Raw genomic sequence first — 15,529 nt, forward strand, 5'->3', positions numbered from 1 at the left:
GACTGCTTATCTACCCGGTAACAAGCGGTCGATCGTGGTGGGCCCTGGCGGGCGGACCTGGTTCTATAGCGAGGTCGCCCTGCTCACCGAGGACCTGCCCGCCGTGGTGCGCCGCGCCCTGCGCTACGCCAATCTCGACGCGACCACCGCCCGCCGCTACGCCGAGATCAATGAAGACGCCGACTTCGTGCGCGCCCGGCTGCCCGAGATGGGCCTGGTGGCCTTCGTGGCCGATGGCAGCCTGCTGCCCCGCCGCTCGGGCGTGGACGACCGCCCCCTGCCCGACGGGGTCCCCTTCCGCAGCCCCGAGCGCCTGCGCGTGACTGTGTACCTACCCAACGCCGGTCCGGTCACCGGGATGGGTGTGCCCCAGGGCGTCACCCTGATCGTGGGCGGCGGCTTCCACGGCAAGTCCACCCTGCTCGACGCCCTGGCCCTGGGCGTGTACAACCACAAGCCCGGCGAGGGCCGCGAGCGGGTGGTCACCGACCCCACGGCGGTGAAAATCCGCGCCGAGGACGGCCGCGCCGTGGCCGGGGTGGACATCAGCGCCTTCATCAACAACCTGCCCTTGGGCCGCGACACGGCCCGCTTCACCGAGAACGCCTCGGGGTCCACTTCTCAAGCGGCCAACATTATGGAGGCCTGGAGGTGGGCGCCCGCGTGCTGCTCATTGACGAGGACACAGCGGCCACCAATTTCATGATCCGCGACCGGCGGATGCAGGCCCTGATGGCCAAGGCCCACGAGCCCATCACCCCCTTCATCGACCGGGTGCGGCAACTTTACACCGAGCACGGCGTGAGCACGGTTCTGGTCCTGGGCGGCAGCGGGGATTACCTGGATGTGGCGGACACGGTGATCGCCATGGTGGCATACCGGCCCCAGGAGGTGACCGACCGGGCCCGGGAGGTGGCCCGGCAGTACCCCACGGGCCGCCAGCCGGAAGCCCAGGGGACCATCGCCGTGACCCCCAGGGTGCCCCTCCCCCATGGGGTGAACCCGGCCAAGGGGAGGCGCGAGGTGGCGGTCAAGCCCTACGGCGTGCGGGCGATGCAGTTCGGCCGCGAGACCATCGACCTGAGCGCCGTGGCCCAGTTGGTGCACGCCGACCAGACGCGGGCTATCGGCTTGGCCCTGGCCTACGCCGTGGAGCGCGGCTACCTGGACGGTCAGCGCACGCTGCGCCAGGCCTTGGAGGCCGTGCTGCAGGATGTGGCGCGGCAGGGGTTGGAGGTCCTCAGCCCCACGCGCTACCCCGTGGGCGACCTGGCGGCCTTTCGCCTGGCCGAGTTGGCCGCCGCGTTGAACCGCCTGCGCACGCTGCAGGTGAAGGCGTGAGCGTCCCTCGAGGCGCAATTTGACTTCATGCCCCGACCCGTTTATACTTACACTACCACAATTCACCTTTTGGATGGAGGAGAAGTATGGAGCGCCCTTGGTTTAAGTTTTATGATGAGGGGGTGCCGCGTCACATCGACTACCCCCAGGTCCCGGTCCATTATTTCTTGGAGGAAAGTGCCCGTAAATATCCGGACCGGGCGTGCACCATTTTCAAGGGGGCGGTGATCACCTATCGAGAGATGAACGAACTGACGGATCGCCTGGCCGCAGGGCTGGTCGAGTTAGGGGTGAAAAAGGGCGATCGCGTCGGGTTGTTCATGCCCAACACGCCGCAGTTTGTCATCGCTTACTTTGCCATTCTCAAAGCCGGCGGCGTGGTGGTAGCTACCAACCCGCTGTACACGCCCCGGGAGATCATCCACCAAGCCAACGATGCGGGCATTGAGTACATGGTGGTGATGAGCAACTTCTATCGGCGCATCAAGGAGGTGCAGTCCAAGACGAAGATCAAGCGCCTGGTGGTGACGAACCTCAAGGAGACCCTGCCGCCGGTGCTGCGCTTCCTCTTCACTTTGACCAAAGAGAAGAAGGGCGGCTTTCGGGTCATCTTGCAGGACGATGATGTGTGGATGCAGGACCTCATCGCCAAGCATTGGCCTGAGGAGCGACCGCAAATCGAGATTACCCCCGAGGATGTGGCCCTTTTCCAGTACACGGGAGGGACCACGGGCCTTTCGAAAGGGGCGGTGGTGCTCCACCGAAATGTGGTGGCCAACGCCTTGCAGATCCGCTACTGGATGCCCAACCTGGAAGAGGGCAATGAAGTGGTGCTCATGGCCATCCCTCTCTTCCATGTGTACGGCATGGTCGCCGGGATGCACTTCGCTTTGGCCACCGGTGCCTCGTTGGTGATGATCCCCGACCCTCGCAATTTGAAGGACATTCTGACCAGCATCGAGAAGTATCGTTGTTCCATCTTCCCCGGCGTGCCCACGCTGTACAACGCCATCAACAACAATCCCGATGTCCAGGCCGGCAAGTACGACCTCAGCAGCATCAAGGCCTGCATCTCGGGCTCGGCGCCGTTGCTGCGCGAGACCAAGGAGAAGTTCGAAGCGCTGACCGGGGGCAAGGTGTTCGAGGGGTACGGCCTCTCCGAGGCGCCCACGGCCACGCATTGCAATCCCTTGCTGGGCGAGAACCGCACCGGCTCCATCGGTTTGCCGTTGCCGGATGTAGATGCCCGCATCGTCAGCCTGGACGACGGCGAGACCGAATTGCCCCCAGGCGAGGTGGGCGAGTTGATCATCCATGGGCCGCAGGTGGCCAAGGGCTACCACAACATGCCCACCGAAACGGCCAACACCTTCCGCCAGCGCAACGGTGAGGTCTGGCTTTACACCGGCGACATCGCCTACATGGATGAGGATGGCTACTTCTACATCGTGGACCGCAAGAAAGAGGTGATCAAGCCGGGCGGTTATCAGGTCTGGCCGCGCGAGGTGGAAGAGGTGATCAAAGAGCATCCCAAGGTGCTCGAGGTGGGCGTGGCTGGCATCCCCGACCCCTATCGTGGTGAGACGGTGAAAGCCTGGGTAGTGGTCAAACCGGGAGAAACCCTCACCGAAGAGGAAATCAAGCAATGGTGTCGTGAACGGCTGGCCCCCTTCAAAGTGCCCACCCATGTGGAGTTCCGCGACGAGTTGCCCAAGACCACGGTGGGGAAGATCCTGCGGCGGGAGTTGGTTCGGCAACACATTGAGGCCGAATCCAAGAAGCAGGCCGACGCATAGGCCCACGGCTTACCTGGCATGACAAGCCCTGGCAGGTTTTCCTGCCAGGGCTTTTTCGCTGCTCATGGGCAGGAATGCAACGAGGCCAGGCAGATGCCTGCCCGGCCTCAAGGGGGGACGCGCTTTGTGCTTTGATGTTTAGGCCGCTTTGGGCTGCGGCGTGACGCGCTTGGTCACCGGGGGCGGGAAGATGGCCTCGAATTCTTCGCGGGTCAGAGTTTCCACTTCCAACAGCCGCTGGGCGATGGCGTCCAGTTTGTCGCGGTATTTCTCCAGGATGGACTTGGCCTCGGTGTAAGCCCGGTTGACCAGTTGGCGCACCTCGGCGTCGATTTGCTCGGCCACCGCCTCGGAGTAGTCCCGCTGCTCGGCAATTTCCTTGCCCAGGAAGACCAACTCTTCTTTTTTGCCATAGACCAGCGGGCCCAGGGTCTCGCTCATCCCTAAGCGGGTGACCATGGTGCGGGCCAGTTGGGTGACCCGCTCCAGGTCGTTGGCCGCGCCCGAGGTGATGTCGTCGAACACCAGTTCCTCGGCGGCGCGCCCGCCCAGCAGGCCCACCATGTCGGCGAACAGTTTGCGCCGGGAGACCAGCATGCGGTCCTCTTCGGGTAGGGCCAGGGTGTAGCCCCCTGCCGAACCGCGGGCGATGATGGACACCTTGTGCACCGGGTCGGCTTCGGGCAGGGCGTGCATGACCACGGCGTGCCCCGCCTCGTGGTAGGCGATGATGCGTTTTTCTTCGGGGCTGATAATGCGGCTCTTGCGCTCCGGCCCGGCGATGATGCGCTCGATGGCTTCTTCCAGTTCGGCCTGGCCGATGGCTTTCTTGCCCTGCCGGGCGGCCAGGATGGCGGCCTCGTTGACCAGGTTTTCCAGGTCGGCGCCGACGAAGCCCGGGGTGGCGCTGGCAATGGCGCGCAGGTTCACGCCCGGCTCCAGGGGCTTGCCGCGCACATGCACTTTTAGAATGGCTTCCCGCCCGCGGATGTCCGGGCGATCCAGCACCACGCGCCGGTCGAAGCGACCGGGGCGCAGCAGGGCCGGGTCGAGGATGTCCGGGCGGTTGGTGGCGGCGATGACGATGATGTTCGTGTCGGTGTCAAAGCCGTCCATCTCCACCAGCAACTGGTTGAGGGTCTGTTCGCGTTCGTCGTGGGAGCCACCCAGACCGGCGCCCCGATGGCGGCCTACGGCGTCGATTTCGTCCACGAACACGATGCAGGGGGAATGCTTGCGCGCCTGCTCGAACAGGTCGCGCACCCGGCTGGCGCCTACGCCGACGAACATCTCCACGAATTCAGAGCCGGAGATGGAAAAGAAAGGCACCCCGGCTTCCCCAGCCACGGCCTTGGCCAGCAGCGTCTTCCCCGTGCCGGGCGGCCCGACCAGTAGCACCCCTTTGGGAATGCGGGCACCCAGGGCGATGAATTTCTGCGGTTCCTTGAGGAACTCTACCACTTCTTTGAGTTCTTCTTTGGCTTCTTCCACGCCGGCCACATCGTCAAAGGTGACCAGAGGGCGGTCGCCGGTGAACATCCGGGCGCGTGAGCGGCCGAAGTTGAGCGCCGCGTTGTTGCTCCCCTGCGCCTGGCGGAAGATGAACCAGAACATCACTGCCACCAAGATGACCGGCACCAGGTTCATCAGGTAAAAGGCGATGTTGCCCCAGGGGCTGGTGGGCTTGATCTCGATTTTCATCCTCTTGGGCGAGAGGTCCTCGGTCGTCACACCCAAATCGAGCAACTGGCGCACTAAGGTGTCGGTGGCCTCCATGTAAGCGACCCGTCGGTCACCGTTCTTGTAGGTCACCGTCAGTTTGGTGTCGTCCACCACAATGCGGGTCACCTGGCCGCTTTTGATATCCGCCGCCACTTGATTGATGGTCAGGGGCTCGGTTTGGGAACTGGCCTGGCCGGAGTAACTGTACCAGACCAGGAACATGATCATGGCAAAGAGAAACAGATACAAGGCACTGGATGTCCGATTGCGCGATTTCACACTACGGCCTCCGTTTTTTCTGAAAAATTTGACGCATACTGTGGGGTATTATACCAGCACCCATGTCCCCTGGAGGGTTGGATTTCACCTTTTGAGCGCCTTTGAGGGGCCTGGGACAAGCCCGCCTCACCCCCTGCGAACGTCGCCCAACAGGGCGCGGCGCTTTCCTCTTTTCTGGCCCTTGCGCAGAGAAGGTAAGAGGGAGGGGATCACGCCTGCCCTTCCTGACCGTCTTCCTTGCCCCCGGGCTGGCCCGTCAACCCTTTGGTGATCTTGGTGCGCCGGATGAGCAGGGTGCTTTGGCTCCCCTGGGTGTCTTTCGGGCCTGGGGAGGGGATTCCGCTCAGGGGGCGGGTGCTCCGCTGGCTATAGGTGACTTCCACCCCGGCGAAGGAGATACGATCCCCGGGATAGATGACCGCCCGTTGGATGGGGTTTCCGTTGACTTGAGTGCCCCCGGTGGAGCCCAGATCGATGAGCATGTAGTTGCCTCGAAACAGGCGCAGTTGGGCGTGCCGGCGGGAGACCCGCGGGTCGCCGAGCACCAGATCGTTGTCCGGCCGGCGGCCGATGTGGATCAGAGGCTTGAGCAGGGGAAACACCTGCGTGCCTTCAATGAGCAGATACGCCCGCCGGGGGAGGCTCATGTCGGGAGGGGGCAGCGGAATCCCCCGCAGGTTCTCGTGCTCCCTGTGCAGGGCCTGGATGTCCAGCGCATTGCCGCGGGAGGCCGGCTGGACCTCCACTTTGGGCAGCATGGGGAAGACCCCTTTGATCTCCTGTCCGAGCCAGTGGATGGCCTGGGCCACTTCGTCGGCCAGCCCACGCTGTTCGCGGAAGGCTTGCAGCCAGGGGTCACCCAGGTGGAGCACGAACAGGGTGGGGGCGATGGGCGGGGTGGGTTCCCATTGGGTCTGCTCGATGAGCGCTTCAACCAACCGCTGGCGCAGGGGTTCTTCCTGGGGAATCTTGCGCCACACCTGGGAGGTTTGGTAGGCCAGCACCCGCTGGAGGTATTCCATCCGTGCGGCGGTAGGCTTTTGATGGATACTCATGTGCGTCCCCTCCTGCTAATAGACGAATTCCCGGATGTCGTAACGGCTGATACGCGGGCCTTGCCCGGGGGGAAAGCGTAGCCCCTGGCGAATGGCTTGTTCTTGCGCCCGCAGGTCGGCAAAGCCCAACGGCTGGAGGTCTGGGGCGGCGGCCTGCCGGGCGTACTCCATCCCCGGCGAGACCACCAGGTCGGAGAAGTAGAGCAGATCCTTCCGCTCCAGAGGCATGGCGTTGAGCAGGGCCACGGTATCCCGGATGTGTGCCTGGGCGAAGCGGGCGCCCCCGGCCCCCAGCAAGATGATGAGCCCCACGGCCACTCCTCCGGCTTTGATGGCCCGCACGGTGGTCAGCACATCCTCAGGCCCGCCGGGCTTTTGCAAGAACCGCAGCAGGGGCCCGTGACCGCTTTCCATGCCGATGTACACCCGCCGGAGGCCTAGAGCGGCCAGAGCGGCGTAATCCTCCGCAGATTTGCGACGCCCGCTGAAGCCGTCTAGGAAGGCATACACCGGCGCGAAGGCCGGTTCGGGGAAGACCTGGTGGGCGATGGTGAGCAGGGCGGTCAGCCGTTTGGTGGGGATCACCAGGGCGTTGGCGTCGCCCAGGAAGATGCCCCGCCTTATGGAAAGCCCATCACCCAGGAAGGCGCGGACCGCTTCGGCGTGGGCGCGAAAGGCCTCGGGGCGCCTGACCCGATAGGGCCGATCGCGGTAAAAGGTGCAGAAGGTGCAGGTATTGAAAGGGCAGCCTTCGGCCGCCTGAAGCACCAGGGCCAGATATTGGTCCGGCGGCAGGATGCCGATGGGCCGATACACCTGCGCAAAGCGTTGAGCGTCGGCCTGGGCGTCGAACGCCAGTGCGCGCTGAAGGGTGCGTTGGCCCAGGGGCGAGAGAGGAGGGTGGAGGTGGGCCTCTCCGTTCTGCAACGCCTGAGCCAGGTCACGCAACAGTTGGCGGGCGCGTTCCTCAATGGCGTGGGTTTCAGGCGGATGCAGCCAGCGCCGTTGGCGGGGCTGGCCCGGGGGGCGCCACTTAGCCAGCATGCGCCCGTCCAAGGCACGGCGGTAGGTCACGCCCTCGAAGAGGACCGACCAGAGGCGGCCGGCGTGGTCGTAACTGACCACCTGCACGGCTTCTCCCGGCGGACTCACCTCCACGGTGAAACTGCCGGGCTTGACGCTCACGGCCAGCCGCCGCTCGCCCCAGGTTCCGGTGCTTACCATGGAGGTATTGTACTACGGACGGTCACGCTACGGCGACGCTGCGAGCCTGCAGCCAGGAGCGGGCAGGCTCTTCGTAAAAGGCGATGAAGCGCCCGCTCCATTCCCGGGGCGCGGCCAGGGCGATGTGGGCCACGGTGCGCCCCACCCCCTCGGGGTCATGCAGCCGCCCCTGGGTTTTGTACCCGACGAAACGCTGGTGAAGTTCCGGGGGCATGACGCGCTGGCCCTGCTCGCGGATGAAGGTCTGCATATCGGTATCCACCACGCCGGGGCGGAAGGCCAGGGTGGTGACCTGGGGCTCCTCCACGGCCAGCACGGCGGCCAGATGGTTCAGGGCGGCTTTGGCGGTGCAGTAGGCGCCCCAGGTGGGGTAAGGGTGCACCGCCGCGCCGCTGGAGATGAGCACCAGGCGGCCTTGCGCTTCCCGCAGGAGGGGCAGGGCGGCGCGTGCCAGGCTGACCGCGCCAAAGAAGTTGACCGCCCAGTTGGCCTGCCAGGCTTCCAGGTCGGCCTGGGCCACGGGGGCGAGCGGGGCCAGCACGCCGGCGTTGTGCACCACGGCGTCGATGCGGCCATAGTGGCGTTGGGCCGCCTCGACCATGCGCCGGGCCGTCTCCGGCTGGCCGATGTCGCCGGGGACGATCTGGACATTCACCCCGCGCTGGTGCGCCTCGGCAGCCACGGCCTGCAATTTTTCCTCCGAACGGGCGTTGAGCACCAGTTGGGCACCTAACTCGGCGGCGGCCAGGGCGATGCCGCGCCCCAGGCCCCGTGAGGCGCCGGTGAGCAACAGGACGGGCGGAGTTCCCATGGGTCTGTTCCTCCTGTCTGGGAGAAGGTTTCCTCGGGCGGGCACGGTCTGGTGGGTGCGGTGCGGCCAGAGGGATCCGGCAAAGCGCTTTTGGAGGGGAGGTTCAGGCCCGCAGGATGCGGTCCTTTCACACGTTCTCCCCTCCGCGCCGGTAACGGTAAAAAGGAAAGCAGGGCCAGGTAAGTGAAGGCGGTGATGATCAGGGGGTGTCCCATTGGTGGTCGTCTTCCCGGCCAAACAGGGTCCACAGGATGAGGGAGAGGGCGATGTTGAGCCAGGCGCGTTGGGGCCCAAAGCCGGGGAAGGGCTCCCCCAGCAGGGGGGCGAGCGTCAGGCCCACCCAGGACAAAACGAAGACGCTCCACAACAGCAGCCAGACCAAAAGGAAGAGGGGACCTGCCGACCGAAAAAGGGCTGCAGGTTTTTCAGGAACCCCTGGCGGATTTCGGCCCAGGAAGTGTACATGCGGGTGGCCACGCGGCGGCGCAGGTCAGCGTGGAGCACCTGCCATCCCTGGCGCACGGCCAGGCGGGCCAGGGCCACATCTTCGATGACCTCGCCCCGTACTGCCTTGTAGCCGCCCATGTGCCGGTAGACGCTGCGGCGAAAGGCCAGGAATTGCCCCACGGCCACGGCCAGGGCGGGGAGACGTAGCCAGCGGTTGAGCCAGTGGGGCAGAATAGCCCGCATGCCCAGGCGGATGAAGGGCAGGCTGAGCCGTTCGGCCGGGGTTTCCATCACTTGGTAGGGCAGGCCGGAGAGTACATCGGCCTGGGTGGCGTGCATCCAGGCCACGGTGAGGCCCGCGGCGTCGGGATGCAACACGGTGTCGGCATCGACGAAGAGCAGGATGTCGCCGTGGGCGGCCTGAGCCAGTTGATGGCAGGCCCAGTTCTTGCTCAGCCAACCGGGGGCAAGCCCCCCTGCAACACGGTGAGTTGAGGGTACCGCCGTTGCAACTGGCGCAGGAGGTGCCCGGTGCCGTCGGTGCTCTCGTCGTCGTCGTCGAGCACCAGGATTTCCAGGTTGCGGTAGCGTTGGGCGACCAGGGATTCGATGTAGAGGGTGATGCGCTGGGCTTCGTTGCGCGCGGGTACCAATACCGACACCAGCGGGCCCTGGCGGCAGGGGCGGATGCCTTCCAGGAAAGGTGCCACCCAGGCGTTCAGGGCTCCGTTGAGCAGTAAGGCGGCCAGCAGGGCCAGCCCCAGGGTTTGCCACCAGGTGACCCAGGTCGCGATCATGCACATCCTCGGCGGAGAGGGTGGCCCAGCCGTCTTCCCTGGGCTGGGATGGGGAGGCGTCGTGCCTAAGCGTGCAGGCGGGCTTCGATGGCGCTCTTCAATTCGTTCAGCAGGTCGGCTTCCACGGCCTGCTTGGCTGCCCGCAGGGCGCTGGTGATGGCCACCGGCCCGGAGCGGCCATGGCCCACGAGGACCAGGCCGTTGATCCCCAGCAGCGGAGCGGCCCCAATTTCATCTGGGTTGAGCATGGATTTCAGCGTATCGAAAGCCGGTTGGGCCAGCAGGGCCCCGATTTTTGTGCGCCAGGAGCTCAGCATGGCTTCTTTGAGGGTTTCGATGAGCAGTTTGACCACCGCTTCGCTGCCTTTGAGCAGCACATTGCCGGTGAAACCGTCGGTGACCACCACATCGACTTCTCCGCCGAAAAGTTCCTTGCCCTCTACATTGCCGATGAAGTGAAGGCCGCTTTCGGCCAGCAGGGGGTAGGTGGCCTTGACCAGATCGTTGCCTTTGCCGGGCTCCTCACCGTTGGAGAGCAGGCCCACGCGGGGGTTGCTGACGCCCAGCACCTTTTCGGCGTACACCGAGCCCATGATGGCGAACTGTACCAGGTACTCCGGCTTGCACTCGGCGTTGGCGCCGATATCCAGCACCACGCAATGGCCCCGCCGGGTGGGAAAGAGGGCGGTCAGGGCGGGACGCTTGACGCCGCGAATGCGCCCTAAGCGGAAGAGGGCGTTGGCCATGGCCCCTCCGGTGTTCCCGGCGGTGACAAAAGCGTCGCCTTCGCCTTTCTTGAGCAACTCCATGCCCACGGCCATGGAGTTCTCGGCCTTACGCCGCGCCGTTTCGGCGGGTTTGTCGGTCATTTCCAGCACCTCGGGAGCGTGGACGACGGTGATGCAGGCACCGCTGGTGTCCAGCGCTTCCAGGCGGGGACGCAGTTCCTCTTCGCGCCCCACGAGGATGACCTCGATGCCGTAGCGGCGTGATGCCTCAATCGCGCCCTGTACTTCCGGGTCAGGATGGTGATCGCTGCCCATGGCGTCCAGGATAATCCGCATGGCCTTGCCTCCTGCCAGTGATGGGCTGGTTTGGGATGGAGCCCGACAGCAAGTGGGATGGGACTCACCTTAGTTTAACACAAACCGTCGCCGGTAGTGATAAAATAGCCGTTACCCTTCTTCCTGCCCTGAAACGGGGCGCGAAGCGCCTCCGAAGGATGGCATCTCAGGCGAGGGGAGAGGAAAGGCGGGGGTGAAAAATCCCTTTTGCGGAGATAGGCCCATGACCGAAACCCAAGGTTTTCGACTCACCCGACCCAGCCCCACGGTGCAGGTTCATCTGCCCGATGGCCGGACCATCGAAGGGCCGCGCGGGGCGCCCATTGAAGCCTTCTTGCAGACGGTGGCCGATTCGTTCCCTGCGCCGGTGGTGGGTGCCGTGGTCAACAACTACCTGCGGGAACTCACCTACCCCATCGAGCAGGAAGCCGAGGTGCGTCCCATCACCATGGCCGACGCCGACGGCGCCCGGATTTACCGCCGGTCGCTGGTCTTCCTGTTGGAGGTGGCCTTCGCCTCCATGTTCCCCGAGGCCGCCCTCACGGTGGATCATTCGTTGGTCTCCGGCGGGTATTTTTGCCGCGTGGATGGCCGGAACATGCTTTCGCCGGATGAACTGCGGGCCCTGGAAGCCCGCATGCGCGGACTGACCGAAAAGGATCTGCCTATCGAGCGGCGGGAAGTGCCTCTGACCGAAGGGATCGAATACTTCCGCCAGCGCGGGCAGGAGGACAAGGTGCGCCTGTTGCGCCACCGCAAGAAGAACTACCTCACCCTGTACTGCCTGGACGAGTATTGCGACTACCTCCATGGGTACATGGTGCCTTCCACGGGGTATTTGCGCTGGTTTGCTTTGCGCCCCATGAGCACGGGGTTCGTGCTTTCCTACCCCCGACGCCATCGGCCGGTGGAGGTGCTGCCCCTGGAGCAGCCCAACAAGTTGTTGCAGACCTTCCAGCAGTATGGCGACTGGCTGCGTCGGTTGGGCATCAGCACCGTTGGGGCGCTTAACGACGCGGTGATTGATGGCCGATTCCAGGAAATCGTCCTGGTTTCTGAAGCGCTGCACGAACAGCGCATCGCCGAGATCGCCGCGATGATTGCTGACCGGCGCGACGAGGTGCGGGTGGTGCTCATCGCCGGGCCATCGTCTTCCGGAAAGACCACCTTCTCCAAACGGCTGGCGGTGCAACTGCTGACCCACGGTATCTCCCCCTTTCCCCTGGAAATGGACAACTATTTTGTGGATCGGGAACTCACCCCCCGCGACGAAAACGGGAATTACGATTTCGAACATGTGGACGCGCTGGACCGTCGGTTTTTGGCCGCGCATTTGCAGCGCCTGATTCAGGGAGAGCGGGTGCGGTTGCCCCGGTACAACTTCCGCCTGGGGCGTCGAGAAGAGGGAGAAGAAGTGCAACTGGCCCCAGGCCAGTTGATCATCCTTGAGGGCATCCATGGGATGAACCCGGACCTGCTCCCCGGCTTTCCGCGCGAGCGCACCTTCCGCATCTATGTTTCGGCCCTCACCCAACTCAACCTCGACCGCCACAACCGCGTCTCCACCACCGACACCCGTCTGCTGCGACGCATCGTGCGTGACGCCCGCGACCGGGGGTATTCCGCTCGTGAGACCATCGCCCACTGGGAGATGGTGCGGCGGGGCGAAAAACGCTGGATCTTTCCCTTCCAAGAGGAGGCCGATGTGATGTTCAACTCGGCCTTAGTGTATGAACTGGCCGTGCTCAAGCCGTATGCCGAACCGTTGCTGTTGCAAATCCCGCCCAGCACGCCGGAGTGGATCGAGGCCAAGCGTTTGCTGGCCCTGTTGGAGTGGTTCGAGCCCGCGCCGGCCGATTGGGTGCCCGACGATTCGCTATTGCGCGAATTCATCGGCGGTTCCATCTTGCGGCGCTTCACCCTTTGGCGTACTTCCCGAGGCGATGTATGAGCGGCCTCTTCCCTGTCACGCGACACCTTCCCCTCTGGCTGGGGCGGGTGGCGCTGCTGCTGGCGGCGGCCCTGTGGGTGTGGGCAAGCCGCACCACCCCGCAGGCCGTAACCCAGGGGCAGGTGCCCGCGCCCCAGGTGGGCTTTCTGGCCCCGGATTTCATCCTGCCCACCTTGGAGGGCGGCTCCCAGGCGCTGAGCGACCTGCGCGGGCAGGTGGTGGTGCTCAATTTCTGGGCCTCCTGGTGCCCGCCGTGCCGCGCTGAGATGCCCACCCTGGCCCGCGTGGCGCAGGAATACGCCCCCAAAAGGGTGACCGTGCTGGCCATCAACGCCACGGCCAGCGATTCCTCTGAGGCGGCCCGGCGTTTCCTCGCCGAGATAGGCGTCACCCTGCCCGTGGTGCTGGATCTGGACGGTCAGGTGGTGCAGACCTATCGCATCAGCGCCTTTCCGACCACCTTCTTCGTGGATGCCCAGGGCGTCATCCGCGACATCGTGGTCGGCGGGCCTTTGAGCGAGGCTTCCCTGCGCGCCCGTCTGGATGCGCTCATCCAGGAGGTGCCCTGATGCTTCCTGTGCTGCATCTTGGTCCTTTGGCCCTGCGCACCCCGGGCCTGCTCTGGCTGTTGGGCCTTTACCTGGGGCTCACCTGGGCCGATCGCCGGGCGCCCCGCCTGGGCCTCACACCGAACCATCTGGACAACCTCACGGTAGGGGGGCTGATCGTGGGGGTGGTGACGGCCCGCCTGGGGTACATCCTGGGGCATCTGGGGGCCTTTCCCACGCTCAAAAACTGGTTGGCCCTCGACCCGGCCCTGCTCGACCCCTGGATGGCGGGGGTAGGCGTCTTCGTCTTCGTCGCGGCGTACCTTCAGCGGCACCAACTGACCTGGGGCGCCGTGCTGGACGCCCTGGCCCCCTTAATGGTTTCCCTGGCCCTGACCTCTGCCCTGGCCTCCCTGGCCGCGGGCACGGCCTTTGGCCTCCCGACGAACCTGCCCTGGGGGATCCGCCTGGCCGACGGGGTGAAGCGTCACCCAACCCAGGTGTACGTCTTCTTGGGGTACGGCCTGCTGGCCCTGGACCTCTGGGGCTGGGGCCGTGGCCGGGGTTGGGTGCTGGCCCCCGGGGTTCCCGGTGCCCTGTTCTGGCGCACCGTGGCCGGGCTGGCGGGGTGGCGGTTGTTTGTCGAGGCCTGGCGCGGGGATAGCGTGCTGGTGTTGGGCGGCCTGCGGCAGGCTCAGGTGGCCGCCTGGCTGGTGCTGGCCGTGAGCCTGGCGGTGTTGACCGGTTTGGAGCGGAAAGCACGGGCCCGCGAGGCTGCAGAGGCGCAAAGAAGAGAGGTATAATTGTGGTAGAAACTCTCTCGGAGAAGTTGCCATGTCCCCTGCCAAGGACGTGTTCGAAATTTGCACCTTTCAGGATTTGGTCTCGGCCCTGCGTGTCCGCCCCGAGTGGCGCGAAGAGTTGCGCCCCCCGATTCTCACCGATGAATTGATGGACCTGCCCCGCAAGTTCGATGCCTTTGTGCAGGGCGAATTTCGCCCTCTGCAGCGCGATGTCACGACCCTCAAGCAAGATGTCAAAACCCTTAAACAGGATGTTGAGACCCTCAAACAAGATGTGGAGGTCCTGAGAAGAGGGATGTGGAGGTTCTCAAACAGGATGTCGGGCTTTTGAAGCGAGATGTGGTCGTGCGAGGACGCCTCAAAACCGGGGAAGAGGGCGTTTTGGTTGCGGAAGTCTCCCATGTGGTGGATATCCACGATGTAAAGTGGGCCGCTTGGCGGGCTCGGGTGGTGGCCAGAGCCTTGGGGATCCCGGCGGTTTCGGTGGTGTTGGGGCTGACCATGACGCAGGGGGGCCGCCAGGCCGTCGAGGAACGGCATGTGCTGAGCGTCATCGTAGCCGAAGGGTAGGGGAGGTAGAACGGAACGTGACTGAGACTTCATCTCTCCAGGGCAAGCGGGTCCTCGTCACCGGCGGCGCGCGGCGGGTGGGGCGAATGCTCAGCCTGGCCGCAGCCTCGCTGGGCGCCGAGGTCCTCATCCATCACGGGCATTCCCCCGAAGCCGCCGCCGAGACGGCGCGCCTGGTGGAGGCCGCGGGAGGGCGCGCGCGTGTGTTGCAGGCCGACCTGGGCGACCCTGCCCAGGTGGACGCTTTGATGGCGCAGGCCCTGGCCGAGGGGCCTCTGTTTGCCCTGGTGAACAGCGCAGCCCTCTTTGAGCCGCTGGATTGGGCGCACACCGACCGCGCGGCATGGGCGCGCCACATGCACATCAACCTGGAAGCCCCCTTCTTTCTCAGCCAGGCCTTCGCGCGTGCCCTGCCGCCCTACGCTCACGGGCGCATCGTGAACATTCTGGATTGGCGCGCCTTGCGCCCCGGCGCGGATCATCTGCCCTACACGGTGAGCAAGGCGGCCTTAGCCGCGCTGACCCGCTCGCTGGCCCTGGCCTTGGCGCCGCGGATTACCGTCAACGGCATCGCCTTGGGCGCCGTGCTGCCTCCGGCCGATGGCAGCGGCAAGGGCGTGCTCAGGCATGTGCCGGCAGGGCGTCAGGCCAAGGCCGACGAGGTGGCCGAGACGCTGCGCTTTTTGCTCACCGGCCCGGCTTATATCACTGGCGAAATCATCCATCTGGACGGGGGGCGACATCTGGTGTGAGCAGGGGCCTTGCGGTATAATTGGCGCGGCAAGACATCTGCCCCCGTAGCTCAATGGACAGAGCGCCGGACTTCGAATCCGTAGGTTGCGCGTTCGAGTCGCGCCGGGGGCACCTGAATATGGGTATCTTGGGGGCGTGTCCCCCCACATATAGGGGTGCAGGGGCTTGATTGAGCTACTTGCACCCCCATGTGTGTATCATGGATGCCTTTAAGTTGCCATTGGCGTGGGTTGGCTAACGTAACATTTGCGCATCAGACGCGGAAGCACAAAAAACGGCCATGTTTTGCGCGTTTTTCTGCGCCCCTGGGGGGCAGGGCTTGGCGGAAGACGCAGCACCTGGCCCGCAAAGGCACTCCAAGCGGTGCA

15 protein-coding genes, 1 tRNA gene and 1 pseudogene are annotated in these 15,529 nt (G+C 64.9%); 9 read left to right on the top strand and 8 right to left on the bottom strand.

Translation table 11 applies throughout. The features are described from left to right. A pseudogene (locus G4O04_09825) lies at window positions 1-1,341 on the top strand (ABC-ATPase domain-containing protein). 86 nt (window positions 1,342-1,427) lie between these two features. Next, a complete protein-coding gene (locus G4O04_09830) occupies window positions 1,428-3,137 on the top strand; it encodes a long-chain fatty acid--CoA ligase (protein HEY58813.1) in 1,710 nt (569 codons plus the stop codon). A gap of 138 nt (window positions 3,138-3,275) precedes the next feature. On the opposite strand, the gene G4O04_09835 is transcribed toward G4O04_09830, so the two are convergent. The 8 genes from G4O04_09835 to plsX form a co-directional block, all read right to left on the bottom strand. After that, window positions 3,276-5,087: an ATP-dependent metallopeptidase FtsH/Yme1/Tma family protein gene (locus G4O04_09835; protein HEY58814.1), complete on the bottom strand. Its 1,812-nt coding sequence runs from the start codon at window positions 5,085-5,087 to the stop codon at window positions 3,276-3,278. Window positions 5,088-5,347: 260 nt separating this feature from the next. Then, entirely contained in the window at window positions 5,348-6,193 is an 846-nt protein-coding gene (locus G4O04_09840; GenBank protein HEY58815.1) for an FHA domain-containing protein, read from the bottom strand. A gap of 15 nt (window positions 6,194-6,208) precedes the next feature. Continuing rightward, a complete protein-coding gene (locus G4O04_09845; protein HEY58816.1) occupies window positions 6,209-7,417 on the bottom strand; it encodes a radical SAM protein in 1,209 nt (402 codons plus the stop codon). Between the two features lie 22 nt (window positions 7,418-7,439). Continuing rightward, window positions 7,440-8,228 carry an SDR family NAD(P)-dependent oxidoreductase gene (locus tag G4O04_09850; protein ID HEY58817.1) on the bottom strand — a complete coding sequence of 263 codons (789 nt, stop codon included), beginning with the start codon at window positions 8,226-8,228 and terminating at the stop codon, window positions 7,440-7,442. A 199-nt stretch (window positions 8,229-8,427) separates the two neighbouring features. Beyond that, the gene (locus G4O04_09855; protein HEY58818.1) at window positions 8,428-8,577 is read right to left on the bottom strand and encodes a hypothetical protein; all 150 of its coding nucleotides are present in this window, start codon (window positions 8,575-8,577) and stop codon (window positions 8,428-8,430) included. Beyond that, window positions 8,559-9,053 carry a hypothetical protein gene (locus G4O04_09860; protein ID HEY58819.1) on the bottom strand — a complete coding sequence of 165 codons (495 nt, stop codon included), beginning with the start codon at window positions 9,051-9,053 and terminating at the stop codon, window positions 8,559-8,561. The genes G4O04_09855 and G4O04_09860 overlap by 19 nt, the downstream gene beginning before the upstream one ends. Before the next feature lie 74 nt (window positions 9,054-9,127). Next, window positions 9,128-9,472, bottom strand: coding sequence for a glycosyltransferase (locus tag G4O04_09865; GenBank protein HEY58820.1), 345 nt, complete (start codon window positions 9,470-9,472; stop codon window positions 9,128-9,130). A gap of 65 nt (window positions 9,473-9,537) precedes the next feature. Continuing rightward, the gene (plsX, locus tag G4O04_09870) at window positions 9,538-10,536 is read right to left on the bottom strand and encodes a phosphate acyltransferase PlsX (protein HEY58821.1); all 999 of its coding nucleotides are present in this window, start codon (window positions 10,534-10,536) and stop codon (window positions 9,538-9,540) included. Between the two features lie 223 nt (window positions 10,537-10,759). Between plsX and G4O04_09875 the strand changes: the two genes are divergently transcribed. The 7 genes from G4O04_09875 to G4O04_09905 all read left to right on the top strand — a co-directional run bounded on the left by G4O04_09875 (window position 10,760) and on the right by G4O04_09905 (window position 15,272). Then, window positions 10,760-12,487, top strand: coding sequence for a nucleoside kinase (locus G4O04_09875; GenBank protein ID HEY58822.1), 1,728 nt, complete (start codon window positions 10,760-10,762; stop codon window positions 12,485-12,487). Beyond that, window positions 12,484-13,056 (top strand): TlpA family protein disulfide reductase, encoded by a 573-nt coding sequence (locus G4O04_09880; protein ID HEY58823.1) that lies wholly within the window; start codon window positions 12,484-12,486, stop codon window positions 13,054-13,056. The genes G4O04_09875 and G4O04_09880 overlap by 4 nt, the downstream gene beginning before the upstream one ends. Continuing rightward, entirely contained in the window at window positions 13,056-13,838 is a 783-nt protein-coding gene (locus G4O04_09885; protein ID HEY58824.1) for a prolipoprotein diacylglyceryl transferase, read from the top strand. The genes G4O04_09880 and G4O04_09885 overlap by 1 nt, the downstream gene beginning before the upstream one ends. 31 nt (window positions 13,839-13,869) lie before the next feature. Next, window positions 13,870-14,169 (top strand): hypothetical protein, encoded by a 300-nt coding sequence (locus G4O04_09890; protein ID HEY58825.1) that lies wholly within the window; start codon window positions 13,870-13,872, stop codon window positions 14,167-14,169. A gap of 50 nt (window positions 14,170-14,219) precedes the next feature. Further along, window positions 14,220-14,408 (top strand): hypothetical protein, encoded by a 189-nt coding sequence (locus G4O04_09895; protein ID HEY58826.1) that lies wholly within the window; start codon window positions 14,220-14,222, stop codon window positions 14,406-14,408. A 17-nt stretch (window positions 14,409-14,425) separates the two neighbouring features. Next, window positions 14,426-15,160, top strand: a complete 735-nt coding sequence (locus G4O04_09900; protein ID HEY58827.1) for an SDR family oxidoreductase — start codon at window positions 14,426-14,428, stop codon at window positions 15,158-15,160. Window positions 15,161-15,199: 39 nt separating this feature from the next. Then, window positions 15,200-15,272, top strand: a tRNA-Arg gene (locus tag G4O04_09905). Window positions 15,273-15,529 lie beyond the last annotated feature (257 nt).

The sequence above is a fragment of the Anaerolineae bacterium genome (assembly GCA_011176535.1).
Lineage (GTDB): Bacteria > Chloroflexota > Anaerolineae > Anaerolineales > DRMV01 > DUEP01.